25 protein-coding genes are annotated in these 25,647 nt (G+C 44.8%); 12 read left to right on the top strand and 13 right to left on the bottom strand.

Features of this window, described 5'->3' with window-relative positions:
* Positions 1-47 precede the first annotated feature (47 nt).
* From OCV50_RS03500 to lipA, 4 genes are all read left to right on the top strand, one after another.
* Positions 48-1,229, top strand: a complete 1,182-nt coding sequence (locus tag OCV50_RS03500) for a serine hydrolase (RefSeq protein WP_239842439.1) — start codon at positions 48-50, stop codon at positions 1,227-1,229.
* A 234-nt stretch (positions 1,230-1,463) separates the two neighbouring features.
* Entirely contained in the window at positions 1,464-1,742 is a 279-nt protein-coding gene (gene ybeD / locus OCV50_RS03495) for a DUF493 family protein YbeD (protein WP_032551473.1), read from the top strand.
* Positions 1,743-1,937: 195 nt separating this feature from the next.
* Positions 1,938-2,597 (top strand): lipoyl(octanoyl) transferase LipB, encoded by a 660-nt coding sequence (lipB, locus tag OCV50_RS03490; RefSeq protein WP_239842438.1) that lies wholly within the window; start codon positions 1,938-1,940, stop codon positions 2,595-2,597.
* A gap of 4 nt (positions 2,598-2,601) precedes the next feature.
* Positions 2,602-3,567, top strand: coding sequence for a lipoyl synthase (lipA, locus tag OCV50_RS03485; protein ID WP_239842437.1), 966 nt, complete (start codon positions 2,602-2,604; stop codon positions 3,565-3,567).
* A 205-nt stretch (positions 3,568-3,772) separates the two neighbouring features.
* Here lipA and OCV50_RS03480 read toward each other — a convergent pair whose 3' ends face one another.
* The 3 genes from OCV50_RS03480 to OCV50_RS03470 all read right to left on the bottom strand — a co-directional run bounded on the left by OCV50_RS03480 (position 3,773) and on the right by OCV50_RS03470 (position 6,695).
* A complete protein-coding gene (locus OCV50_RS03480; protein WP_261903717.1) occupies positions 3,773-5,134 on the bottom strand; it encodes a sodium-dependent transporter in 1,362 nt (453 codons plus the stop codon).
* A gap of 258 nt (positions 5,135-5,392) precedes the next feature.
* Positions 5,393-6,148 carry a YggN family protein gene (locus tag OCV50_RS03475; protein ID WP_150895625.1) on the bottom strand — a complete coding sequence of 252 codons (756 nt, stop codon included), beginning with the start codon at positions 6,146-6,148 and terminating at the stop codon, positions 5,393-5,395.
* 73 nt (positions 6,149-6,221) lie between these two features.
* Positions 6,222-6,695: a GreA/GreB family elongation factor gene (locus tag OCV50_RS03470; RefSeq protein WP_261903716.1), complete on the bottom strand. Its 474-nt coding sequence runs from the start codon at positions 6,693-6,695 to the stop codon at positions 6,222-6,224.
* 134 nt (positions 6,696-6,829) lie between these two features.
* Between OCV50_RS03470 and OCV50_RS03465 the strand changes: the two genes are divergently transcribed.
* The gene (locus OCV50_RS03465) at positions 6,830-8,764 is read left to right on the top strand and encodes a RecQ family ATP-dependent DNA helicase (RefSeq protein WP_261903715.1); all 1,935 of its coding nucleotides are present in this window, start codon (positions 6,830-6,832) and stop codon (positions 8,762-8,764) included.
* Between the two features lie 30 nt (positions 8,765-8,794).
* Here the strand turns inward: OCV50_RS03465 and dinB are convergent, their stop codons facing one another.
* Positions 8,795-9,871 (bottom strand): DNA polymerase IV, encoded by a 1,077-nt coding sequence (dinB, locus tag OCV50_RS03460; RefSeq protein ID WP_261903714.1) that lies wholly within the window; start codon positions 9,869-9,871, stop codon positions 8,795-8,797.
* 158 nt (positions 9,872-10,029) lie between these two features.
* Between dinB and OCV50_RS03455 the strand changes: the two genes are divergently transcribed.
* Entirely contained in the window at positions 10,030-11,271 is a 1,242-nt protein-coding gene (locus OCV50_RS03455) for a GGDEF domain-containing response regulator (protein ID WP_261903713.1), read from the top strand.
* A gap of 108 nt (positions 11,272-11,379) precedes the next feature.
* Here OCV50_RS03455 and nqrM read toward each other — a convergent pair whose 3' ends face one another.
* The 9 genes from nqrM to bolA all read right to left on the bottom strand — a co-directional run bounded on the left by nqrM (position 11,380) and on the right by bolA (position 19,488).
* Positions 11,380-11,634, bottom strand: coding sequence for a (Na+)-NQR maturation NqrM (gene nqrM / locus OCV50_RS03450; RefSeq protein ID WP_239842430.1), 255 nt, complete (start codon positions 11,632-11,634; stop codon positions 11,380-11,382).
* 15 nt (positions 11,635-11,649) lie between these two features.
* A complete protein-coding gene (locus OCV50_RS03445; protein ID WP_239842429.1) occupies positions 11,650-12,654 on the bottom strand; it encodes an FAD:protein FMN transferase in 1,005 nt (334 codons plus the stop codon).
* A 162-nt stretch (positions 12,655-12,816) separates the two neighbouring features.
* Positions 12,817-14,043 carry an NADH:ubiquinone reductase (Na(+)-transporting) subunit F gene (gene nqrF, locus OCV50_RS03440; protein ID WP_261903712.1) on the bottom strand — a complete coding sequence of 409 codons (1,227 nt, stop codon included), beginning with the start codon at positions 14,041-14,043 and terminating at the stop codon, positions 12,817-12,819.
* A gap of 29 nt (positions 14,044-14,072) precedes the next feature.
* Positions 14,073-14,669, bottom strand: a complete 597-nt coding sequence (nqrE, locus tag OCV50_RS03435; RefSeq protein WP_032551424.1) for an NADH:ubiquinone reductase (Na(+)-transporting) subunit E — start codon at positions 14,667-14,669, stop codon at positions 14,073-14,075.
* A 7-nt stretch (positions 14,670-14,676) separates the two neighbouring features.
* On the bottom strand, positions 14,677-15,309 hold the full coding sequence (locus OCV50_RS03430; protein ID WP_032551423.1) for an NADH:ubiquinone reductase (Na(+)-transporting) subunit D: 633 nt from the start codon (positions 15,307-15,309) through the stop codon (positions 14,677-14,679).
* Positions 15,309-16,076 carry a Na(+)-translocating NADH-quinone reductase subunit C gene (locus tag OCV50_RS03425; RefSeq protein ID WP_032551422.1) on the bottom strand — a complete coding sequence of 256 codons (768 nt, stop codon included), beginning with the start codon at positions 16,074-16,076 and terminating at the stop codon, positions 15,309-15,311. Before OCV50_RS03425 ends, OCV50_RS03430 begins: the two co-directional genes overlap by 1 nt.
* On the bottom strand, positions 16,066-17,310 hold the full coding sequence (locus OCV50_RS03420; protein WP_032551421.1) for an NADH:ubiquinone reductase (Na(+)-transporting) subunit B: 1,245 nt from the start codon (positions 17,308-17,310) through the stop codon (positions 16,066-16,068). The genes OCV50_RS03425 and OCV50_RS03420 overlap by 11 nt, the downstream gene beginning before the upstream one ends.
* Positions 17,311-17,315: 5 nt before the next feature.
* The gene (locus OCV50_RS03415; RefSeq protein WP_239842427.1) at positions 17,316-18,656 is read right to left on the bottom strand and encodes a Na(+)-translocating NADH-quinone reductase subunit A; all 1,341 of its coding nucleotides are present in this window, start codon (positions 18,654-18,656) and stop codon (positions 17,316-17,318) included.
* Positions 18,657-19,176: 520 nt separating this feature from the next.
* Positions 19,177-19,488, bottom strand: a complete 312-nt coding sequence (gene bolA / locus OCV50_RS03410) for a transcriptional regulator BolA (protein ID WP_239842426.1) — start codon at positions 19,486-19,488, stop codon at positions 19,177-19,179.
* Positions 19,489-19,662: 174 nt separating this feature from the next.
* Between bolA and OCV50_RS03405 the strand changes: the two genes are divergently transcribed.
* From OCV50_RS03405 to panE, 6 genes are all read left to right on the top strand, one after another.
* A complete protein-coding gene (locus OCV50_RS03405; protein ID WP_261903711.1) occupies positions 19,663-20,814 on the top strand; it encodes a methyltransferase in 1,152 nt (383 codons plus the stop codon).
* A 64-nt stretch (positions 20,815-20,878) separates the two neighbouring features.
* Positions 20,879-21,448, top strand: a complete 570-nt coding sequence (locus OCV50_RS03400; protein ID WP_032551417.1) for a YajG family lipoprotein — start codon at positions 20,879-20,881, stop codon at positions 21,446-21,448.
* On the top strand, positions 21,448-21,996 hold the full coding sequence (locus OCV50_RS03395; protein ID WP_150871279.1) for a peptidylprolyl isomerase: 549 nt from the start codon (positions 21,448-21,450) through the stop codon (positions 21,994-21,996). Before OCV50_RS03400 ends, OCV50_RS03395 begins: the two co-directional genes overlap by 1 nt.
* A gap of 54 nt (positions 21,997-22,050) precedes the next feature.
* Positions 22,051-23,406 (top strand): AmpG family muropeptide MFS transporter, encoded by a 1,356-nt coding sequence (locus OCV50_RS03390; protein ID WP_261903710.1) that lies wholly within the window; start codon positions 22,051-22,053, stop codon positions 23,404-23,406.
* A 448-nt stretch (positions 23,407-23,854) separates the two neighbouring features.
* Positions 23,855-24,604 carry an outer membrane protein OmpK gene (locus OCV50_RS03385; protein ID WP_152468276.1) on the top strand — a complete coding sequence of 250 codons (750 nt, stop codon included), beginning with the start codon at positions 23,855-23,857 and terminating at the stop codon, positions 24,602-24,604.
* 111 nt (positions 24,605-24,715) lie between these two features.
* Entirely contained in the window at positions 24,716-25,603 is an 888-nt protein-coding gene (gene panE, locus OCV50_RS03380; RefSeq protein WP_261903709.1) for a 2-dehydropantoate 2-reductase, read from the top strand.
* Positions 25,604-25,647 lie beyond the last annotated feature (44 nt).

Genomic DNA, 25,647 nt, shown 5'->3' with positions numbered 1-25,647 from the left:
GTGATTCTGTTAAGATATGGATAGTTAACCAAATAATTGCATTCAAAATGAATAAATCTAATAAACTTATCAAATCGATTTTTGCTACTTCTGTTGCGCTTTCTGCAACGCTAGCTTCTTCGTCATTCGCCGCGCCTATCGTTGTTCCAGACGCTCCACAAATTGCTGCTAAAGGCTTCGTCCTAATGGATTACCATTCAGGCAAAGTATTGGCAGAAAAAGAGATGAACACTCAACTTTCTCCAGCAAGCTTGACCAAAATGATGACCAGTTATGTTATCGGTCAAGAGCTTGAGCGCGGCAACATCAACCTAAATGACGACGTTGTTATTAGCGAAAACGCTTGGGCGAAGAACTTCCCAGACTCTTCAAAGATGTTTATTGAAGTCGGTACAACGGTAAAAGTGGAAGAGCTTAACCGCGGTATCATCATCCAATCGGGTAACGATGCATGTGTAGCTATGGCAGAGCACATCGCTGGCTCTGAGGATGCATTCGTTGACCTAATGAACGCGTGGGCGAGCTCTATCGGCATGAAAGACACGCACTTTGCGAACGTGCACGGTCTAGATAACCCGAATCTGTACTCAACGCCTTACGATATGGCGCTACTAGGTCAAGCACTTATCCGCGACGTACCTGAAGAGTACCGCATCTACTCTGAGAAAAAATTCACTTACAACGGCATTACTCAGTACAACCGTAACGGCCTGTTGTGGGACAAGAGCATGAATGTGGATGGCATCAAAACTGGCCACACAAGTAATGCAGGTTACAGCCTAGTAAGCTCAGCAACTGAAGGCAAAATGCGCCTTGTTGCTGTTGTAATGGGCACCAAGAATGCTAACGCTCGTAAGACCGAAAGCAAAAAGCTACTGAGCTACGGTTTCCGTTTCTTTGAAACAGTTGCACCGCACACAGCTGGTGAAACGTTCGTTGAAGAGAAAATCTGGATGGGCAGCAAAGACACGGTTGCTCTAGGTGTGGATGAAGACACATTCGTAACACTGCCTCGTGGCCAAGCTAAGAATCTAAAGGCTAGCTTTGTTCTAGAGAAAGAACTTGAAGCACCTATTAGCAAGGGCGATGTCGTTGGTAAGCTGTTCTACCAAATCGATGGTCAAGACGTTGCTGAATACCCACTTCTAGCACTCGAAGATGTCGAGCAAGGCAGCCTATTTAGCCGTCTTTGGGATTACCTAGTTCTTCTGTTCAAAGGTTTATTCTAAGACCAGAGAGTAAGAGTCAATAACAGTAATCTCATGATCCTGTTAGCTATTTACTCATAACCCTTTTCGGGTTTGCCTAACAAGCCAACAAAGGCCGCACTGCGCGGCTTTTGTTGATCTTGAGTTCAGCGATATTTACCAGTAATATTCCGCTCTTATTAATCGAGTCAATTGACCGAATACGCTTTTCTCGGTATTTTGCCCAGCAGCGAAGTACCTACCATTTTGGAGCTAATCATGAACATCAATTCTGATGCAAAACTTAAAGACCTTTTAGAGTTCCCTTGTTCTTTTACTTACAAGGTTATGGGTTACGCGAAACCAGAACTGCCTGAACTTGTACTGGAAGTGATCCAGCGCCACGCTCCTGGTGACTACAGCCCAACAGTGAAACCAAGTGCAAAGGGTAACTACCACTCTGTTTCGATCAACATCACAGCAACGTCGATTGAACAGGTAGAAACACTTTATAAAGAACTTGGCGAGATCGACATCGTACGTATGGTTCTGTAATCCTCGATTACACAATGATCACAGCGGCTTAGAGCCGCTGTTTTCATTTTAGGCTCCCCATTTTTGCTTCTTTTATTCAACTTAATTTTCAAGAAATACAAAGAAAGTTGAAAAACCTTGCAGTCCGTCTGTAGTTAGAATCAAATTTCACGTTTATAATGCGTTCACTTTATTAATCCTTGAGGGAGTCCTGCTTTGCAAAATAAGCTAATCGTAAAAAAATTAGGCCGCCAGGATTATGAACCCGTATGGAAAGCCATGCATGAGTTCACCGATACGCGCACAGAAGAAGACGTAGACCAAATTTGGCTAGTCGAGCACAATCCGGTCTTCACTCAAGGACAAGCAGGTAAAGCTGAGCATGTACTCAATGCTGGTGATATCCCTGTTATTCAAAGCGATCGCGGCGGACAAGTTACCTATCACGGCCCAGGCCAGTTGGTTGCTTACTTCTTGATCAATATTCGTCGTAAGAAATTTGGAGTGCGAGATCTAGTTACTCATATAGAGAACCTCGTAATCAACACTCTGAAAGCATACAATATCGAATCAGCTGCTCGACCTGACGCTCCGGGTGTTTATGTCGATGGCAAAAAGATATGTTCTCTAGGCCTACGTATTCGACGTGGTTGTTCGTTCCACGGACTGGCACTTAATGTCGATATGGACCTGTCACCATTCCTGCGCATTAACCCTTGTGGTTACCAAGGAATGGAAATGGCGCAAGTCAGCCAACTGGGCGGCCCGTCAGATCTAGAGACCGTTGAGCAACAGCTAATACAAGAGCTTGTCGAACTACTCGGCTATGACCAAGTAGACATTCAAGCCAACAGTAACACTACAGCAGAAGCATAAAATCATGAGCAAACCAATCCAAATGGAAAAAGGCGTTAAATACCGCGACGCCGATAAAATGGCATTGATTCCAGTAAAGAACATGCCTACCGAGCAGAAAGAGATCCTGCGCAAGCCGGACTGGATGAAGATCAAGTTGCCTGCTGATAGCCAGCGCATCCAAGACATCAAATCTGCAATGCGTAAGAACAACCTTCACTCGGTATGTGAAGAAGCGTCTTGCCCTAACCTGGCTGAGTGTTTCAACCACGGTACAGCGACCTTCATGATCCTAGGTGCTATCTGTACACGTCGTTGTCCTTTCTGTGACGTTGCCCATGGCCGTCCAGTTGCTCCTGAAGCGGAAGAGCCTCAAAAGCTAGCAAAAACAATCCAAGATATGAAACTGAAGTACGTTGTAATTACTTCTGTTGACCGTGATGATCTACGTGACGGTGGTGCAAAACACTTTGCTGACTGTAACCGCGAGATCCGCGCACTAAACCCAAATATTCGCATTGAAACTCTGGTTCCTGACTTCCGCGGTCGTATGGACGTGGCACTTGATCTAATGAAAGACAATCCGCCAGATGTATTCAACCACAACCTAGAGACTGCACCTCGCCTATACCGTAAGGCGCGTCCAGGTGCGAACTACAAATGGTCATTGAACCTACTGAAGAAGTTTAAAGAGCAGCACCCAGACGTCCCAACAAAATCGGGCGTAATGATGGGCCTTGGTGAAACGAAAGAAGAGATCATTCAAGTACTGAAAGATCTGCGTGAGCATGGCGTAACAATGCTGACTCTAGGCCAATACTTAGCGCCTAGCCGTCACCACTTGCCAGTTGAGCGTTACGTGCCACCATCAGAGTTTGATGAACTAAAAGAGATCGCTCTAGAGCTTGGCTTTACACACGCTGCATGTGGCCCGTTTGTTCGCTCTTCTTACCACGCGGATCTACAAGCACAAGGTATGGAGATTAAGTAACTCGTAACTTAACGTCTCTATTTTTGAAAGGCGCATACCCTAGGGTGATGCGCCTTTTTTATACCTGCAATTTAAAGCCGTAAGTTTCATCCAACAATCGACATCAGAGATACTGGCATACCGAGACTAAAAAGCCGCTCTCAACTGAGAGCGGCTCTGTGATATTTCAAGTACCGTTTTAGAAGTTCGTATTATCGCTTTAGCATCAACCGAAAGATGCCCAGATAACCGTTACTACCAGTACAGGGCATACAAACTTGACGTATGCAGGCCATACTTTACCAAACCAGCCTAGTTGGAAGTCAGGGCAGCCCTGCTCTAGTTCTTTTACCTTCGAAGCTCGGCTCCATACCCAACCACCAAATAAGCAGAACATCAGTGCCGCAATAGGTTGCAAGTATTGAGTGGCAATCATAGCGACTAGGCCAAATAGAGCGCCAAAGTTGTAAACAATAACCACACTAAACAGCGCAATTAAACCACCAATAACCCAGCTTGTTGATGTGCGTGCAGTGTTAAAGCGCTCACTCACTAGGGAAACAGGGGCTTCTAGCATAGAGATAGAAGAAGTAAGCGCAGCAATCGTCAGGAGCAAGAAGAAGACTATGGCAAAGATCTGACCTAAGAAACCTAAGCTATCAAACATCAGTGGCAATACTGTAAACACCAGCGTGTCTGAGCTCAGTAACGAGCCATCTTCAGCGTAGATTTGTACGCCCTTCTGCATCGCGACAAACATTGCTGGCATCACAACAAGACCGGCAATAAAAGCAACGGCCGTATCCACTAGGGTTACATTCATCGCCATCTTCGGCAAATTCTCTTTCTTACTCAAGTAAGAGCCGTAAATCAGCATCGAGCACCCACCAATGGTCAAGGAAAAGAAGCCTTGCCCCATCGCGGCCAAGATCAGCTTTCTGTCCCATACCTTCTCAAAATCAGGGACAAGGTAATGCTTAAGCCCTTCCACTGCGCCTTGTTGAGTCATGATGTAGACAAACAGCAGTGCGAACAGTACAAACAGCGCAGGCATTAAGCGGGTCGACCATTTTTCAATACCTTGCTTGATGCCGCCTTGCACAATCAAAATTGTCAGCACGTAGAACAACACCGTACCGAAGACATTACGTTCTACACTGAAACCTTTAAACCATACAGCAACCTCAACCAAGCCAAACAGCTCAGCAATAGCGCCAAACAAAAAGCAGATCAACCAGCCACCTACAATGCTGTAAAAGCCTAAAACAGCGCTTGGTACACTTAAACCAATCCAACCTGTCAACGCACCGACTTTTTTCGCCATTAGATTCGGTGTAAGTGAACGCATACTATCTACTGGGTTAGCTTGACCATGACGACCAATCGCCATCTCAACCACCAGCATTGGGAATGCAACGACAAAGATCAGCACTAAATACACTAAAAGGAACGCGCCGCCACCATTACTCGCGACTTGTGTCGGGAAACCCCAAATGTTTCCAAGGCCAACTGCAGCGCCCGCTGCTGCCAAAATAAAACCTAGACGGGAGCTAAACAGCTCTCTTGATGAAGAAGATTGTTGGTTCATACTGCCTAAAAATACCAATGAACTAGTTTGCTAGTACAATAATCAAAACCTCTGATCCATGCAATCTATAAATAACTAAAATGCTTTATTATTAGAAAAAATCAAACAGTAAGACTGTAAATTTAAATATACATAGAATTACTCACCAAGCAACAGCAACAACACATTAACAATCTCTAAGTTACATCTCCGAATAGCAGGCATAAAAAAGGGCACGCAAGGTGCCCATTCAATCGTTCAATGTATTACCAACGCGTGTTAGATGGTAAACACTTGGTAGTCTTTCAAATTCGGGATCTTCTCATGCAAAGATTTCTCTTGTTCAGCCATCTCATCAAGTGAGTCGCAGAATGCTTCCGCTTCTTTCTCTACCTGTTGTGAGTGCTCTTTAAAACGCTCTTCGATTTTCAACTTCAGTTCAGACATGCTGTCTGCCATCTCAGTTAAATTCAGACCGCCCTCTTGCTTCATTTTTTCAGACATCGCATTGAAAGCGCTTGAGATAAATTCTTCATTAAAGATCTCCATCGCCTTGTCGAAATCTTCGCTCCAACCATTGGCCATTGATTCAAAGCTCTCTGCCGGAAGAACTAAATCGCCGTCTTTGTAGTAACGAGCTTCCATTTCAGCAAAGAAGTCACTCATTGATTTCTTCACGTTATCAAATGCCTCTGGCGCGTCCAAACTTACCGCAATATCGTCGATAACATCGTTCGCCAGTGCCAATCCCTCTTTAGCCATTGCCTTGGCTTGAGGTAAGTATTCACTCATGCTTTCTCGGTAACGCTCGATCGCTGCTTGCTGATCCGCATCGAGTTCGACCTTTTCACCATGAATATAGAGGTCATTGCCGTCGAGCACTGCCGTGTCGCCATTGGTCTGGTGGATCTCAACCGTCTGTTGGTCAATTCTCAATTCATTTTTCAGGTCTACGCGGCACTGAGCCGCATACGCAGGAACACTCGCCGCAGCTAACACCATAGATAGTGATGCAATTAATACGCTCTTTTTCATAACATCCTCACATACATTGCTGCACTAACTATACATTGAGTGATTCACTCAATGTCATGGAAAGGTTTAGAAGTTAACAAACCGACACAATTTCATAGATAAAATGGCTGTCTGCGACGCTGAACTCCACTTCATCACCGAGCTCCTTCCCCATCAAAGCTGCACCTAAGGGAGCGTTTGGTGTCAATATCGCGACATCTTTACCATCCCACTCCACCGACAAACCGCCGACCCTTGGCCCAATAAAGAAATACTTAACCTGATCTTGTTCATCAATAACAGAAAGAAAGCTGCTCATCGCGACGCGCTCACTCTCTCTCAAAACCAACTCACGGTAACATTGAATATCTTCTTCACACTCCTGAACCCTTACGGCTTGGCCATGTGCAAGATACGATGCCTCTAGAGCCAGAGTATCGTACTTATGTTCTGGTACGGTCTCTTCATCCGTTGCCGCATCAATCGCACGTTGCGTTGCTGACTGAGCAATCGCAAGTCGAGATTCAAGTTGTTGAAGGATTATTTGTCTAAGCTCGGATTTATTCATACTTTTGAAGTGCTTTTCTTTAGGAGCTACAGAATAGAATTAGGTACAATCTGGTGCAAGCGCTTTGAAACTGAAGTTTCTCTGCCCTTGAACAGGCTTAGCAGCACACCACACAGATTAAACTGGGCACATTTATGATAGAACAGAAGCTAAAACAGGTCTTTGGATTCGACTCACTGCGTCACGGACAAAAGCAAGTTATTGATAATGTTTTAGCAGGCCAATCAGCAGCGGCCATTTTTCCGACTGGGTCAGGAAAATCTCTCTGCTATCAGCTGCCCGCTCTAGAGTTGCCTCACCTTACATTGGTGATCTCTCCGTTGCTTGCGCTAATGAAAGACCAGTTAAGTTTTCTTCACAGTAAAGGGATTGCTGCTGCGGCCATCGAGTCGAGCCAAGACAGGCAAACCACCCAACAAGTGATGCAGTCCGTTCGTAATGGTGAAACCAAGATCTTAATGATCTCGGTTGAACGCCTAAAGAACGAGCGTTTTAGACAGTTCATATCACAAGTACCTATCTCACTTTTGGTGGTTGATGAGGCGCACTGTATCTCAGAATGGGGTCACAATTTCAGACCGGACTACCTTAAGCTACCCCACTATCAAAAACAGCTTAATATCCCTCAAGTTCTATTGCTAACAGCAACAGCAACGACGGGCGTCATTCAAGACATGCAGAGTAAATTCAATATTGCTCCGGAGAGCGTGGTTGTAACGGGCTTTTATCGTAAAAACTTGGACTTAGCGATACAGCCTTGTGAGCAAGAGACAAAGTTAGAAACGCTATGTAACGTGGTCAATCAAGCGCCGCAATCACCGACCATCGTCTACGTGACGCTTCAGCAAACAGCAGAGAATGTCGCTCAAGCTCTGAGAAATGTTGGCATCAACGCCGTTGCCTACCATGCGGGCCTCAAGCCGGAGAACCGTGATGCGATTCAGCAGCAGTTTATGAATGATGAGATAAACTGTATCGTCGCTACCATCGCCTTTGGTATGGGTGTTGATAAGTCGAATATCCGCCGAGTGATTCACTTTGATCTGCCTAAGTCGATAGAGAACTACTCCCAAGAGATTGGACGTGCCGGTCGTGACGGTCAACATTCTGAGTGTATATTACTTGCCAATAAACACGGTCTTAGCACGCTAGAGAACTTTGTCTTTGGCGATACACCTGACAACATCGCGATTCAAACCGTGCTACAAGAGATATACGCCTGTCAGCCTTCTGGCAATACCTACGCCACTCAGTGGGAAATCATGCTCAATCAGCTCTCACGCGAATCCAATATTCGTCAGCTGCCATTGAAAACCTTGCTGGTATACCTAGAGATCGAGGGCATTATTGAGCCTAAATACAGCTTCTTTGCTGATTACAAATTCAAATTTGTTCGACCAAAACCACAGATCATCGACCAATTTCAGGGTGAGCGCCGTGCGTTTGTTGAGTCGATTTTCCAATGCTCGCCGCAAGCTCGTGTTTGGTGCCAAGTGGACTTCGATGCACTGTGGACGCACTTTCAAGCCGACAGACAGCGCGTGGTTGCAGCGATCGACTACTTTAATGAGCAAGGTTGGATTGAACTGGAAAGCAAACAGATCACCGATGTATATGCAGTACACAACACCAGCGAAGATCCGAATCAAGTGGCTAAACGCCTATCGGCACTGTTTAAACAGAAAGAGGACAACGAAATTGGCCGCCTCAATTACATGCTGGAGTTCTTTGAATCAAGCAGCTGCCTGAGTTCCAAACTTGCTAACTACTTTGGTGACATTAATGCACCACAAGAGTGTGGCCATTGTTCTGCTTGTCGTGGAACCATTGCACAACTGCCTAATGTACCTTTAGAAGCCGTTGATGAGAGTGACCTTCAAGCTTGGATTAATGAATTCATCAGTAGCAGCCCACAATGGGTAACTGACGAGGCAATTACTCGCTTTCTATCTGGGATTGCAACGCCATTGTCTACCAAACTTAAAGCCAGCAAAATGATGGGGTATGGCAAGCTTGAGCAACACCCTTTCCGCGATACTCTTGCCCTAGTTCAACAGACGCAAAGATAACAACAATAGACGCAACTGGGCTTCTTCTGATTAGAAGAAGCTTAATTGGCGCATCTGATCTTTAGGTTGCAACATCACGCTCAACCCAAGCAAACGAATCTCACGCCCTTGCTGACGCTTTAAGATCTCACTCAACAGCTCTTTGAAGTGCTCTAAATCTAACGACATATGAATGTGTTCAATGGTTGTCTGCTGGAAATCTGCAAACTTGAGTTTAATGCCTTGTTTGGTGATGGACTTCGTCGGGCTCGCTTTCTCAAGTCTTGCTTCCAATTCTGGGAATAAGCGCTCTTCAATTACCTTCCAGCACTCTTGGTAAGTCGAGATGTTTTCAGTGAAGGTACGCTCTACCCCCACGGACTTTCTCTCTCGCTCGACCACCACTTCACGCTCATCAATACCATGGCTTCTTTTCCAAAGGGATGCCCCTTGTCGGCCAAACTGAGTCAGCAGTGCGCGGTAATCGGCTTCTTTAATATCCTTGCAGGTATAAAAACCCGCTTGATGTAGCTTCTCGATACTTACCTTACCAACGCCAGGAATCTTCTCCAGTGGCAACTCATCTATCACGCTTTGAACATCTTGAGGTGGGATCACAAACTGCCCATTAGGCTTATTCATATCCGATGCAACCTTAGCCAAGAACTTAATCGGAGCAACACCAGCGGATGCCGTTAGCTGTAGTTCATTCCAGATATCGCGGCGGATAGCCTCTGCAATAAGGGTGGCCGAGCCATGACACTGCTCGGAATCAGTCACATCAAGAAAGGCTTCATCGAGAGACAATGGCTCAATCAAGGATGTGTAGCGTAAAAAGATAGCTCGAATCTGTTTCGAGATATCTTTGTATACCTGCATTCGACCTGGCACCACGAGCAAGCTTGGACACAATTGCAGCGCCTTAGCCGTTGGCATCGCCGAACGAATACCAAACTTACGCGCCTCATAATTACAAGTACTGAGCACACCACGTTGCTTCTCGTGCCCTCCGACAGCCAAAGGGCGATTTCGATAAGATGGGTTATCACGCATTTCGACAGCTGCGTAGAAACAGTCCATATCAACATGGATTATTTTCCGAACTCTCTCTTTATCAGAACCACACATGACCAAAACACTCGCCAAACACTGTATTAATAAACAGTATAATCATTTATTCTCCGAGAACAAAGCGATCATTGAATAAGTCATCTTTCGCTTAGAGACTTGTTAACACTTCTGGTAATATGGTTAAAAAGTATTTACTCGATAAGTAGGGAACGCTTTTGACTGAAAAAATACTAGTCGTTGAAGACAGTCGAGCCTTTAGAAACTACCTTCATCAACAACTCACTAACGCCGGTTATGCAGTCACGCTGGCCGAGTCTGTGCAACAGGCTAAAGAGATACTCGAACAAGAAACGGACTTTCTGTGCGCGGTGTTAGACTACTGCCTGCCGGATGGACAGGACGGTGAAATTGTTGACTTGGTTCTTGGTTACCAACAAAAAATCATCGTACTGACGGCAATGTTCAGCGACGCTTTGCGTGAACAAGTGCTTGCTAAAGGTGTGATTGATTACATTCTGAAAGACAGCATGGCGTCAGTGACGTATTTGCTGCCTTTGATTCAACGTATTACCAACAACAAAAATCACAAAGCATTGGTTGTCGATGACTCTTCGGTCGTACGTCGTTACATTGTGCAACTCCTAGAGCACCAATACATTCAGACCGTTCAAGCTGTCGATGGAGAACAAGGACTAGCCCTGTTACACAACGATCCTGATATTACGTTTATCGTCACCGATCATGACATGCCAAACAAAGACGGCATCACTATGATTCGAGAGATTCGCCAGCATTATACACGCAACGATCTGGCTATCTTAGGGCTATCAGCCAGCGATGATCGGACGCTAACCGCTCAGTTCCTAAAAGCGGGCGCTAACGACTTTCTTTATAAGCCATTCAATCAAGAAGAGTTCTTCTGTCGTATTCACCAACTACTGGACATGAAAGAAGCGAACAATGAACTGTTCCGTCACGCTAATGAAGACGCGCTTACTGGGTTATGGAACCGCCGATTCTTGTTTAATCAAACATGTAAGGGTTGTGAAAAGCGAAACATAGCGATGATGGATATCGACTTCTTTAAAAAGGTCAATGATACCTATGGTCACGACGGCGGCGACGCGGTACTGATTGCTGTAGGGCAGACCATCAAGTCGTTCTTCAAAGACGATGTCGCTGTACGATTTGGCGGCGAAGAGTTCTGCATCCAAGCCTGTGGCTCATATAGAGACTTCGTTGTACGCTTAGAAAAAATGAGAATTGCGATTGAACAGCAGACCATTACTCATGACGATCAGCAAATTAACGTGACCATGAGTATTGGCGTCACCAACATTGAATCCGACCTAGATAGTCAGATTAAAGCGGCAGATGAACTGTTATACCGAGCAAAAGAGCAAGGTCGAAATCAACTTGTATTCGAAAGACACAACCAAGAACTCATTAATGCTTAGTGGCTCTTTCCATCGTGGCAATATATTAACCAGACAGTAGCAACAGCCACGCAAAAACAAAAAAGCTCAAGGTTTCCCTTGAGCTTTTCTTTTATCAGAAGAATCTGATTAAGCGATACGGTCTTTTTCCCACGCTGCTAGCTTCTCATCACGTTCAGCTAACTTCTCAGCACGGTAAGCTTCACGAGCTTCACGCTTCTTACGTGCATCACAAGGTTCAGGACAGTTACATACCTTATCGATACCAACAGCACCAAGGCCGCCACAGCTACCTTTTACTACCTTCTTCTGGATGATGTAACCAATCGACATTGCTGCGATAACGGCTAGAAAAACGCCAAATGTAATAATAAATGTATTCATATTGCTCTCGCTACCTTATTTCTTTAAGTATGGCTTGAACGCTTCAGAAGCGATCTCTTTAAAGCCATCGGCTGTTTTAACCACCATAAATGCTGGGATATTATGCTGATTCGCGATTTCCATACCTTTTACCTCACCTAAGACCATAAGGCCAGTAGATAAGCCATCTGCAGTCATTGAAGACGGGTCTAATACGGTCACTGACACCACTTTATGATGAATAGGTTTACCGGTTTCTGGGTTGATAATGTGCGAGTAACGAACACCATCACGCTCAAAATAGTTTCTGTAATCACCCGATGTGGCAATAGCCATATCACCCGGCTCAATGATCTCTTGAATGGTACGCTCTTCAACGCTTGGCTTTTCAATCGCGATACGCCAGCCCACATTTTCACGGTTTAGGCCTTTAAGACGAATTTCACCACCTACTTCAACCATGTAGTTGTGAATACCAATAGAGTCTAGGTAATCAGCCAGAACATCTACACCCCAGCCTTTAGCAATCGTTGATAGGTCAACGTATAGCTTAGGGAGGTCTTTGGTTAGCTTGTTACCTTCTACGCTAAGGTGGTGGATACCAATTTTTTGTTTACGTGCTGCTAACTCTTCATCCGTTGGAACCACTTCCGGGCGGGCTTCAGGACCAAAACCCCAAAGGTTAACCAACGGCCCTACCGTTACATCCAATGCACCTTCAGTTAGACCGTTCAAACGAATCGCTTCTTTCACAACCAATGCGGTTTGTTCAGATACCTCAAACGCATCACCGCCTTCATACTGGTTGAAGCGGCTTAGTTCTGAATCTTTACGGTAAGTAGACATTTGATCGTTCACTTCTTCAAGTAGACGATCGATCTCTGCGTGTACCTTATCCGACGCTAGAAACTCATCACTATTGATGTACTTAATATTGTAGCTCGTGCCCATGGTCGGGCCGTTCAAATGTACCTGCTCTCGTGGCTTTTCACAGCCCGCTAGAAACAGTAGAGAAGTTAATGCAACAAGCCAAATTCTCACTTGCTTACTCCCATAATTGTTAGTGATTTATATAAGAAAGAATAATATCCGGACATTTACTCGTTATGCTTTCTTATATAAGCCGTTGTATGGTGAACACCGCTCAGAAAAACAAATGGCTGACTCCTAAGAGCCAGCCATAATATCAGTCACTTAAGTGGATTAACCACCGAAGTCATCTAGAAGGATGTTCTCATCTTCTACACCAAGATCTTTCAGCATGCCAATAACAGCCGCGTTCATCATCGGTGGACCACACATGTAGTACTCACAATCTTCAGGAGCTTCATGATCCTTCAGGTAGTTTTCGTACAGTACGTTGTGGATGAAGCCTGTGTAACCATCCCAGTTATCTTCTGGCATTGGATCAGACAGAGCACAGTGCCAAACGAAGTTATCGTTTTCAGCTTGTAGGCCGTCGAAGTCATCTACGTAGAACATCTCACGCTTAGAACGTGCACCGTACCAGAAAGACATCTTACGAGTTGAGTTAAGACGCTTAAGCTGATCGAAGATGTGTGAACGCATTGGTGCCATACCAGCACCACCACCAACGAATACCATTTCGTTGTCTGTGTCTTTCGCGAAGAACTCACCAAATGGACCAGAGATAGTACACTTGTCGCCTTCTTTAAGAGACCAGATGAACGATGACATTTGACCAGGTGCAACATCAGGATTATTAGGCGGCGGCGTAGCGATACGCACGTTCAGCATAATAATACCGTGTTCTTCTGGGTAGTTAGCCATTGAGTATGCACGGATGATATCTTCATCAACCTTAGACTCGTAACGGAACAGGTTAAACTTGTCCCAGTCTTCGCGGTACTCTTCTGGTACATCGAAATCAGAGTATTTGATGTGGTGAGCAGGTGCTTCAATCTGAATGTAACCACCAGCACGGAAAGGTACTGATTCGCCATCAGGGATTTGCAGTTTAAGCTCTTTGATGAAGGTTGCTTTGTTATCGTTAGAGATAACTTCACATTCCCACTTCTTCACACCGAAGATCTCTTCAGGAAGTTCGATATCCATGTCAGTTTTCATAGCAACTTGACATGCAAGACGTTCACCTTCGCGAGCTTCACCTTTAGTAATGTGGTCAAGCTCAGTTGGAAGGATGTCGCCACCGCCTGATTTAACTTTTACGCGACACTGACCACAAGAGCCACCGCCACCACAAGCAGAAGATACGAATACGCCAGCGCCAGCTAGAGCACCAAGCAGTTTACCGCCCGGTTGCGTCGTGATTGCTAGAGATGGGTCATCGTTTACAGCGATAGTGATGTCACCTGTAGGTACAAGCTTAGATTTAGCGAAAAGAATCACCAAAACCAGTGCAAGTACAATGATGGTAAACATCGCTACACCAAGAATAATGCTTTGCATTTGTTATTCCTTATTTCTGGGTGCTTACCCTACAGTTGAACACCAGAGAAAGACATAAAGCCTAACGCCATTAGACCAACACTGATGAACGTGATACCAAGACCACGAAGACCAGGAGGTACGTCAGAGTACTTCATCTTCTCACGGATACCCGCAAGTGCAACGATAGCTAACATCCAACCCACACCAGAACCGAAGCCGTATACAACAGATTCTGCGAAGTTGTAGTCACGCGTTACCATGAAAGATACACCACCAAAGATTGCACAGTTAACTGTGATCAGTGGTAGGAAGATACCTAGCGCGTTGTACAAAGGTGGGAAGAAACGGTCAAGAACCATCTCTAGGATTTGTACAAGTGCCGCGATAACACCGATGAATGCGATGAAGTTAAGGAAACTTAAATCGACACCTTCAACAAGCGCGTTCTCTTTTAGAATGTGCGTGTAAACAAGGTTGTTTACAGGTACAGCGATTGTAAGTACTACAACTACCGCAACACCAAGACCAAAAGAAGTTTTAACTTTCTTAGATACCGCTAGGAATGTACACATACCTAGGAAGAAAGAAAGCGCCATGTTTTCGATGAAAATCGATTTAACTAGCAGACTAATATAATGTTCCATGACTACCTTACCCCTTCGCTTCTACTTGCTCTGGCTTGAACGTACGAATCGCCCAAATCAAGAAGCCGATTAGGAAGAATGCAGAAGGTGCTAGAAGCATCAAGCCGTTTGGCTGATACCAACCACCGTTGCTCACTAGAGGTAGTACTTCCATACCAAATAGTTTGCCTGAGCCAAGTAGCTCACGGAAGAAACCTACAGTGATAAGAACGAAACCGTAACCAAGACCGTTACCAAGACCATCGATTAGAGATGGGATTGGTTCAGACTTCATTGCGAATGCTTCAGCACGACCCATTACAATACAGTTAGTAATGATTAGGCCTACGAATACAGATAGCTGCTTAGAGATATCGTATAGGTATGCTTTAAGCACTTGGTCTACCACGATTACTAGTGATGCGATGATCGCCATCTGAACGATGATACGCACACTGTTAGGAATGTGGTTACGGATTAGAGATACAGAGAAGTTAGACAGAGCAGTAACAAACATTACCGCGATAGTCATAACAAATGCTGTTTCTAGTTTAGTGGTTACCGCAAGAGCAGAACACACACCAAGAACCTGTAGCGCGATTGGGTTGTTGTCCAATACTGGCGCTAAGATGCTCTTTTTAATATCTTTTGCACTAGACATTAGTTCAGACCTCCGTCACGAACTTTTGCTAGGAACGGACCAAAGCCCATTTCACCTAACCAGAAGTCAAATGTATGTTGAACACCAACGCTAGTTAGTGTTGCACCAGAAAGGCCATCAACACCGTGCTCAGAACCTTCAGGAGCGCCACCTTTTACAACTTGGATAGCTGGCTTGTGGTTTTCGTCGAATAGTTTCTTACCAACGAATTGAGCACGCCATGTTGGGTTCTCAACTTCACCACCAAGTCCTGGAGTTTCACCTTGCTCGTAGTACGTGATGCCAGAAACTGTGTTGCCATCAGTCTCTACCGCAACGAATGCGTACATCATTGACCATAGGCCGTTACCGTGAACTGGGATGATAACTTTAGTCGTTTCTTCACCAGATTTAACTAGGTAAACCGTACCAGTGTTAGCACGACGAAGGATCTTAGCTACGTCTTCTTCAGCTGAAAGCTTGATAGACTGAGCTGGATCTTTTGCCGCTTTACGTTGGTCGTATGCAGCTGCATCGCCGTCAACGAAATCACCAGTAGCGAAATCAACTAGACGAGGTTCGATGTTCTCTGCGTATAACGCAGGAATGTCGCCTGCTAGGTCGATGCCTGCAACTTCTAGGATCTTAGTTTGCTGATCAAGAACTGCGTTAGCTTGTTGCTTAGGTTTAAGAACAACTGCAGCTGTTGAAACGATGATTGAGCACACTAGGCTCAATGCGATAACAACAAACAGCGTCTTTTTAATGCTATCGTTATTACTTGCCATAGCGAGCTAGTCTCCGCTTAATGTTCTTCTCGATTACAACGTGGTCAAACAGAGGAGCAAATAGGTTTGCGAATAGGATCGCAAGCATCATGCCTTCTGGGTATGCCGGGTTAACAACACGGATCATTACACACATTGCGCCGATTAGGATGCCGTACCACCACTTACCTTTGTTTGTAAATGATGCTGATACTGGGTCTGTTGCCATGAAGAACATACCGAATGCGAAGCCACCTAGAACTAGGTGCCAGTGCCAAGGCATGCTGAACATTGCATTAGTGTCAGAACCGATCACGTTGAACAGCGTAGACACAGCGATCATACCGATCATTACACCAGCAATGATACGCCATGAAGCTATACGCATGTATACGATCATCGCAGCACCAATCATAAGTGCTAGAGTCGATACTTCACCGATAGAACCTGGGATGTTACCAATGAACGCATCCATCCAAGTGATTGCTTCACCAGATACAGTGTTCACTAGAGCGCTACCGCCGCCTTGAGCCCATTGGCTAAGCGCAGTTGCACCAGAGAAACCATCCGCTGCAGTCCATACTACGTCACCAGAAATCTGTGCAGGGTATGCAAAGAATAGGAACGCACGGCCAGCAAGTGCAGGGTTAAGGAAGTTACGACCCGTACCACCGAAGATCTCTTTAGCAACTACAACACCGAAGGTAATACCTAGTGCCGCTTGCCATAGAGGTAGTGTTGGCGGAACGATAAGTGCGAATAGGATAGAAGTTACAAAGAAACCTTCGTTAACTTCGTGCTTACGCACCATACAGAATAGAACTTCCCAGAAACCACCAACGATAAATACCGTTGCGTAGATAGGTAGGAAGTAAGTCGCACCTAGTAGCATTTTACTGCCAACACCTGCATCGGCTCCCAAGGAAGCGCCCAGCATTTGAGTCAGCCAGTAGTGCCAGTTACCATCGATTACAGATGCTAGTTCAGCGCCTGCGTACATGTGGTTAAGTGCAGCGATAGCTTGGCCACCCGCGTTGTACATACCCCAGAACATAGCTGGGAATACCGCGAACCAAACCATAATCATGATACGTTTTAGGTCAACGCTATCACGAACATGCGAGCTCTTCTTTGTAATAAGACCTGGCGTGTAGAACACAGTTGCCGCTGCTTCGTAAAGCGCGAACCACTTCTCGTGTTTACCACCTGGTTCAAAATGATGCTCGATGTCTTCAAGAAACTTTTTAAGGCCCATGAAAATTACCCTTCCTTCTCAATCGTATCTAGGCATTCACGAAGTAGTTGACCGTACTCGTATTTGCCTGGACATACAAAGGTACACAATGCTACATCTTCTTCATCTAGCTCTAGCGCACCTAGTGCTTGAGCACTATCAACGTCGCCTGCACATAGATCACGAAGCAGCAGAGTAGGTTCCATATCTAGAGGCATTACGCGCTCGTAGTTACCGATTGGAACCATTGAGCGATCACTACCGTTCGTTGTCGTTGTCATGTTGAACAACTGACCTTTGAACAGGTGACCAAGGAATGAACGAGTAACAGAGAACTTGTTCTTACCAGGCATAGCCCAGCCAAACAGCTCTTTATCACGACCTTCACGTAGAACAGAAACTTGTTGATGGTAACGACCAAGGTAAGCGTGAGGACCTGTTGCTTGAGTACCAGTTAGTACTGAACCAGAGATCACACGAACTTCACCTGGCATCAACTCGCTGTCCGTAAGCTCATCAAGGCTAGCACCAAGTTGAGTACGAACTAGACGTGGGTTGTTTACTACTGGACCAGCCAGAGAAACAACGCGATCTGTGTAAATTTCACCTGTTAGGAAAAGCTTACCGAACGCGATAACGTCTTGATAGTTAATGCTCCACGCTACGTTTTGTGCATTTACCGGATATAGGTAATGCATATGCGTACCTGCAAGACCTGCAGGGTGTGGGCCATCGAAAACATGTTCTTCAACATTAGACTGAGACGAACGAGGTAGGCTAGTGCCTTTTTTACAAACGTAAACCTTGCCGCTCGTTAGAGTTGAAAGAATATCTAAACCAGCAACGAACGCTTCAGACTGCTCGTTAATGATCAATTCTGGCTCAGCAGCTAGAGGGTTCGTATCCATAGCAGTTACGAAAATAGCCTGAGTTTCAGAATCAACAGCTGGAACCTTGCTGAACGGACGAGTACGCAGAGCGGTCCATGCGCCAGACTCAACAAGCTGAGTCTTAACCGCATCACGGTCTAGACCTGCTAGTTGGTTAGCTTCATAGTTATTGAACGTGATTTGCTCATTGCCTGCTACTTCAATCACTACTGATTGAAGAACACGCTTAGCACCACGGTTCACTTCAATAACTTTACCGCTTGCTGGAGAAGTAAATACAACACCTGGGTTCTTTTTATCTGCAAAAAGAACTTGGCCTTTCTTCACTTCGTCACCAACGCGAGCATGCATCGTAGGACGCATACCAACGTACTCTTCGCCAAGCAAGGCGACTTTAGTGATGGACTTACCATCATTAATCACCTGGGATGGAGTTCCTGCAATAGGAAGATCCAAGCCCTTCTTTATTGTAATCATACGCACTTGCACTACTTTATCGGGAAAAAGATTCTTTTAATTGCGTAAATTCAGGACGGTTTTTATGCGCCCTTAGACACGACATTAGAGTGTCCGGTTTTGGTAAAAATAAGGCACCAAAATCGCAACATTATCTTAATAAACTCATCACAAAAATGAGGTGAGATTTATCAGGTGCCGTATTCTAGCATTTTTTGACGTCTTGATGCCATGACCAATAACTTGAATAAGGGCTATATTTGGTGAGAATTGAAGCATATGGACTCTTAAATATGAATAATTTTGACGAGCCGCACAGATAAAAAGGCATTTCAATAGCGTTTTAAACAAGAGATTAACACTCTGTCACAAACTAATATTTTTCAGATTTTGTTGAAACACTGTTAATAAAAACATTACTAATTATGGGTATTTTGAGTCGTTCAACGTGACATCAACTTGGTCAATATAACAACGAAAAACCGATAAATTTGGCGACAAAAAAGGCGGCTAATGCCACCCTTTTGTTTATCTGTCTATTTTATGACTTACTGCCACCCATGCACATTGGGCTATCTGGCACACTATCAAACTGCTTCTGCCATTCATCTTTTGTATAAGTATGAATAGAGAGCGCATGGATATGATTTGCTAACTCTTCAGCAAGCACTTGGTTAACCGCTCGATGACGTGCAATCAAACGCAAACCTTCAAATGCATCGCTCACAACAACCACTTTAAAATGGCTTTCAGAACCTGCTGGAACATTGTGCATGTAGCTTTCATTCACGACGTTGAGATGTGTTGGCTCAAACTCATTGTGCAGTTTCGTTTCAATGACTTCTTGGATCATCATGATTCCTTTATCGGACTCTTATTATTCACTATCAAAACAGTATAAACCCAAAGCGGGTGACTGTCTGACTCTTTAATACATGACACGCATAGGAATGTAGAGTTTTTTCTATCTTGTTTAGTCTGCTTTTGAGAGAATGTCTCGGTTATTTCTCACATAAGTATCTAAGTAATGAAAACCGAACTTACCCTACACGACAGAACCCTGACTCTACATCGTTTCCCTAAACGCTCTAGTGAAACCCTACAGGCGTGGGATGCTGGTGATGAATACCTTATTAATCACGTCGAAGAGATGAACCTTGAACCGGGAAAACACATCCTGATTCTTAACGATCATTTCGGCGCACTGTCTGCTTGGTTTTCACAAGATCACGACGTGACCATGATGAGTGACTCTTACATCTCTCATCGCGGCGCGCTAAAAAACCTGCAACGTAACCAATGTAATCGCGTTCAATTTCTCAATACCATGGACGACATCCCGGTTGGCGTTGACCTGGTATTAATGCAGCTGCCAAAAACCAATCGTCATTTAGTGTGGCAGTTGAGTCAATTGCGTCAGGCTCTTCCTGAAGGATGCCAAGTGATTGGTGTCAATAAAGTCAAAGAGATTCATACCTCTACTCTCAATCTATTCGAAAAATACCTTGGTGAAACCAAAACCTCATTAGCGAAGAAAAAACACCGTTTAGTCTTCTCATCACCAAACTGCCAGCCTGTTCATAAGGTTGAACCGTTTGTTGAGTGGGATGTAGACGGCGAAGATATCCGCCTGAAAAATTTACCGAATGTTTACTCAGGGGAAGCACTCGATCAGGGCGCTCGCTATATGCTTGAGCACATCCCGCAAGATCCAGAGCTTCGCCATATTATCGACCTAGGTTGTGGTAACGGCGTGCTAAGTGTTAAAGCGGCACAACTGAACCCACAGGCTCGTATTACCTGCGTTGATGAAAGCTTTATGGCCGTAGAATCCGCTAGACAGAACATCCAAGAAAACATCGGAGACGAAGGTAACTTCCAATTCATCGCCAATAACTGCTTAGATGGATTCAAGAAGAACAGCACCTACTTGGTTCTGTGTAACCCTCCCTTCCATCAACAGCAAGCGATCACCGACCATATCGCATGGCAGATGTTTTGTGATGCAAAGCATGTTCTTAGCAACGGGGGCAAATTAATTGTTATTGGCAACCGACACCTCGGATACGATGTAAAGTTAGCGAGATTATTTGGCAAGGCGAACGTCGAAACGCTTGAATTGAACCAAAAATTTGAGATATTACAAGCAACAAGAGAACCCGCTAACTTTAATAAGTAGCTGTGGTATTGCGCGTACGGGAAAAGTGCCGTGCGTCTCGTGTGGAATTAGAAAGGATATAGGAATGAAAAAACTGATTTTAGCAGCTTCTATTATGGCTTTGACGGCGTGTTCTGCGCCTCAACAAGAGCAGATCAACCTTGCTCCTGAAGCTTCTCTCAGTAATAGCAACCTAGTACAAGGCAAAACCTACACTCTGAGCAGTAAAGATGTACGCGCGGCACAGTATGTCGCCCTCGTGGATAGCGGCCGTTCCAACATTCAACCTATTCACGCTAAACAGAACATGCGTATTTCTTTAGAGAACGTATTAGCTCAACAACTAGAGTCACAGGGCTTCCGAGCAAGCGTGAATAGTGAAAACTCGGTTGTTCTTGAAATCCAAGAAGCCTTGGTTACTGTAAAGCACACCATCATGGAAAACCAAATGGATGGTAAAGTGACACTTGAGGTAACAGCTGAAACACCAGAAGGCAAGCTGGTTAAAACCTTTAATGGTACCGCAGTTCGCACTGGCGCATTGAGCGCTTCAAATGAAGATATTGCACTGGTTCTGAACGATGTTATCAATCTAGTTCTAACTGAAATCGCCAACGACCAAGAACTGCAAACTTACATGAAGGAGCGTTTCTAATGGGTCGTATTCTAACGTCTATTACTTTGGCGATGCTAAGTGCGAGCGTTTGGGCTGGCCCAAAAGTGGCAGTTGAAACTACACTCGGTAACTTCACCATCGAACTCAATGAAGAACAAGCGCCAATCAGCTCGGAAAACTTCTTAAAATACGTTGAAGATGGTAGCTATGTTGGCAGTCAATTCCACCGAGTGATTCCGGGCTTTATGGCTCAAGGCGGTGGTTTTGATGAAGAGATGAATCGTCTACCGACTTATGCGCCAATCAAGAATGAAGGCAGCAATGGTCTGCAAAACAAAACAGCAACGATTGCGATGGCACGTACTAATGCGCCACACTCGGCAACTCGTCAGTTCTTCATTAACTATTCTGACAACACTTTCCTAAACGCTGGCGCTGGTAACCCAGGCTACGCGGTATTCGGTGAAGTAACAGAAGGCTTCGATGTCGTTCAGAAAATGGCGACTATTCCAACTAAGCGAGTAGGCCGCATGTCTGATATCCCAGTTGACCCAATTGTGATTACAGCCGTCAAAGTCATCAAATAACCTCTTCTCACGCCCTTAGCTCATTAAGGGCGTTTTTCTATACAAGGACGCCCTATGTCATCAGGCTCTTCCTCTCTTTCATGGATGCAAACCTTCCGTAGCTATTTAGATAAGCGTCTACTTTGGGTGTTTATGTTGGGCTGTTCCAGTGGTTTTCCGTGGGTGCTGATAGGCTCAAACATGTCAGGCTGGCTCAAAGATGCCGGATTGACTCGTGCTGCGATTGGTTACTTCGGTAGTGTATTTGCTGTCTACGCGATCAATTTCTTGTGGGCACCATTAGTCGACCGCGTCAAATTGCCTGTTCTTCATGCAATACTAGGCCAACGCCGTAGCTGGATTTTTTTCTGTCAAACCATTGTGTTGATCGGCACCTTATTCATCGCTGGTGTGAACCCCGCTGACAATTTGGCTTTTACCTCAATGTTAGCGCTGGCTATTGCGATTGCATCGGCAACTCAAGATATCGCCATCGACGCATTCCGTATTGATACCTTCCCAAAATCTGAAGCATCGAAACTACCACAAGCCTCCGCAATGGCCGTAGTCGGTTGGTGGACAGGGTATTCTTTACCAGGATATCTCGCATTCATCAACGCTGACGCCATCGGTTGGAATGGTGTCTATTATGGTATGGCCGGTGTCGTCGTCATATTAATGCTATTCACTCTACTGGTCGGCGAACCGAAAACAGAACGAGAACGACTACAGCAACAAGCTCAACAACGCCATACTAAAGTAGTCGACTCTAAACTCGTGGCTTGGTTTACCGTAACTGTGATTGAACCCTTTTATGATTTCTTCAAGCGCAATGGCGTGCAAGTGGCCATCACTCTATTGTTGTTTGTATTCCTGTTTAAGATTGGTGAAGCCTTCTTAGGGCGTATGTCGATCACCTTCTATAAAGAGATAGGCTTTAGTAATGAGCAGATCGGTCATTACTCTAAATTGATTGGTTGGGGTGCTACAATTTTCTTCACTTTGCTAGGCAGTATCTTCAATGTGAAGTTTGGCATTGTGCGAGGGCTAATGATCGGCGGTATTGCAATGGCGGGCAGTAACCTAATGTTCGCATGGATTGCTAAAACAGGGCCGAGCGAAACTCTATTCCTCGCAACGATTATTGTCGACAACTTCACAACGGCTTTCTCGACAGTTGCATTTGTTTCGTTTTTAACCTTGCTAACAGGGCAAGCCTTCTCGGCAACACAATACGCTCTTTTAGCATCACTCGGGAACTTCGGACGCACAACGTTAGCCTCCTTTAGTGGGGAGCTGGTCGATTACCTCAACGATTGGTCGCTGTTCTTTATTATCACCGCACTAATGGTGATACCAAGTTTATTGATGCTCTACTCTCTAAGACACTTCTTCGCTCGCTTACTTGAAGAAGCGCGTCATCAAAAATAGTAGTAAGTAAAGCTCACAATCATAAAAGAGAGTCAATTGGCTCTCTTTTTTTGTTTTGCCTAACCAATTTGTATTACTTATATCCATGTGTGAGCCGATTTACAATCAAATATCTAGTGTCAATTCATTTTATACAATTTATGTTGATAACAAGATTTAGATCACCCAACACTGCAAAAACGTTTGCTTCGTACATCAATCATTCAATTTATCTATAAAATGTGCAGCAATCGCTAAATCAATAAAAACTAGACAGCATCGAGTTGCACTACACTCTTAAAGTTCCCTCATTTAGATCATTTGTGTGACCAAAGTCACCATTTTATTTCTAGTTTGCACCCATTCTCACTTTTAATTGAGAGCAAAATCGCTATCATGCTCGGCATTCGGACATCACTAACACGCATGGATTAGCGAGTTACTTATTTATAACAGAGAGAGTTCCCTTATGCGTAAATCACTTTTAGCTCTTGGCGTAATTGCAGCTGCAACAGCTATCCCGGCTCAAGCAGAATACTTATACGGTTTCGGTAGCATGTACGCTGACTACCAAGTTTGGGACCAAGGCTTCGGTAACGACAACGATAACTTCGGTGGTGACATCTCAGATCGTAACCAAGCGGTTATCGGTATTGAAGGTGGCGCTGGATTTGACTGGGGTCAAATCTACGGTTTCTACGACTACGAAGGTGTTGATCGCTCAGGTGATGATCGCGGTGCTTCAACTAAAGGTACTATCCACTACAACTTAATGGATACTAAAGTTAGCCTTTACGCACAAGTTTACAACACAGACACAGATGCTGGCTTCCATGAGCAAAACCGCGTTCTAGGTCTTGGTTACACTGGTCTTGGCGGCGACGGTTGGGCATTTACGCCATTCATCGGTGCACACCAAATCAACTCTGGTGACATCAGCGGTTCTAACGGTGGTATGCTAGGTTGGGTTGGTTTCTACAACACTGATATCGCTGGCCAAAACTTCACATTCTCAACTTGGGGTGAATACGAATTCGCTCGTAACGACGAATACTCTGCAGTACAAGGCGGTGATTGGGGTCTAAATGGTAGCATCAACGCTCTTTGGAACTTCCACGAGAACTGGTCAACAGGTGTTCTATACCGTTACACTGTTAACAAACTAGCACGTGAAGATTATCAAGATTTGATCATCTACCGTCTACAATACAACTTCTAATATAAGTTGTTATACGATTGAATGAAATGGCACCCTCGGGTGCCATTTTTTATTGCTTTCATATTCTGCAGCGCTATCCTGAGCACCTATTTGATAAAGCTAGGTCGTATTGTGAATATTACTGTTGTCGGCCCTGGAGCCGTTGGATCGCTGTGGGCAATTAAACTTCATCAAGCCGGACATAATGTCTCGGTATGGAGCCGTTCCACTCAGGCCAACTATCCGATATCACTCGACGATCAAAGCGAAGTTCGATTTCACAACAACGATCAAACCAAGCTCGCAGCTAGCGACCTTATCTTAATTACAGTAAAAGCTTGGCAGGTGAAATCCGCGATACTGCCGAACATTTCTCATATACACAAAGACGCCATTCTTCTATTCATGCATAACGGCATGGGTGCTGTAGACAATATCGCCTCTTCGATTGAACACTTTCCCGTTGTTATCGCGACTACGACTCAAGCTGCTTATAAAAGTGCACCAAATCAGGTTCATCACACTGGAAAAGGCAATACCCAGCTTGGTGGCTACAACAGTAAAGGCAATCAATGTGATTTCTTAACTGACGTGCTCAATCACGCCCTTCCCGACGTTGTTTGGAACAACAATATCAACCAAGCATTATGGAATAAGCTTGCGATAAATTGTGCGATAAACCCGTTAACGGGTCTTGAGCAGGTTAAAAATGGTCAACTTGCTGATGGGAAATATCAGTCTTTGGTTAGTGAAATCGTTGCTGAAGTGGTTGAAGTTATGACGGCAGAGAAACTACCAACGTCTACCGAATCACTGAATTTAGTCGTTCAACAAGTTATCCAGGCTACTGCGGCTAACAACTCGTCGATGAAGCAAGATATGTTTTATCAGCGCAAAACTGAAATCGACTTTATTACTGGTCACTTACTCAACACCGCTCGCAAGCATGGCATCGAAACTCCGGCCAATCAATCGCTATTCGACCGAGTAAAACAACAAGAAGATGCGTGGAATAAATAGATAGCGATAATTTGTCCCCACGACCAAGCAACTCACGATACAAT

Source organism: Vibrio fortis, assembly GCF_024347475.1.
In the GTDB taxonomy this organism is placed as follows: domain Bacteria; phylum Pseudomonadota; class Gammaproteobacteria; order Enterobacterales; family Vibrionaceae; genus Vibrio; species Vibrio fortis.
The sequence above is the reverse complement of the archived record's forward strand: the minus strand, read 5'-3'. Positions and strand labels throughout refer to the sequence as shown.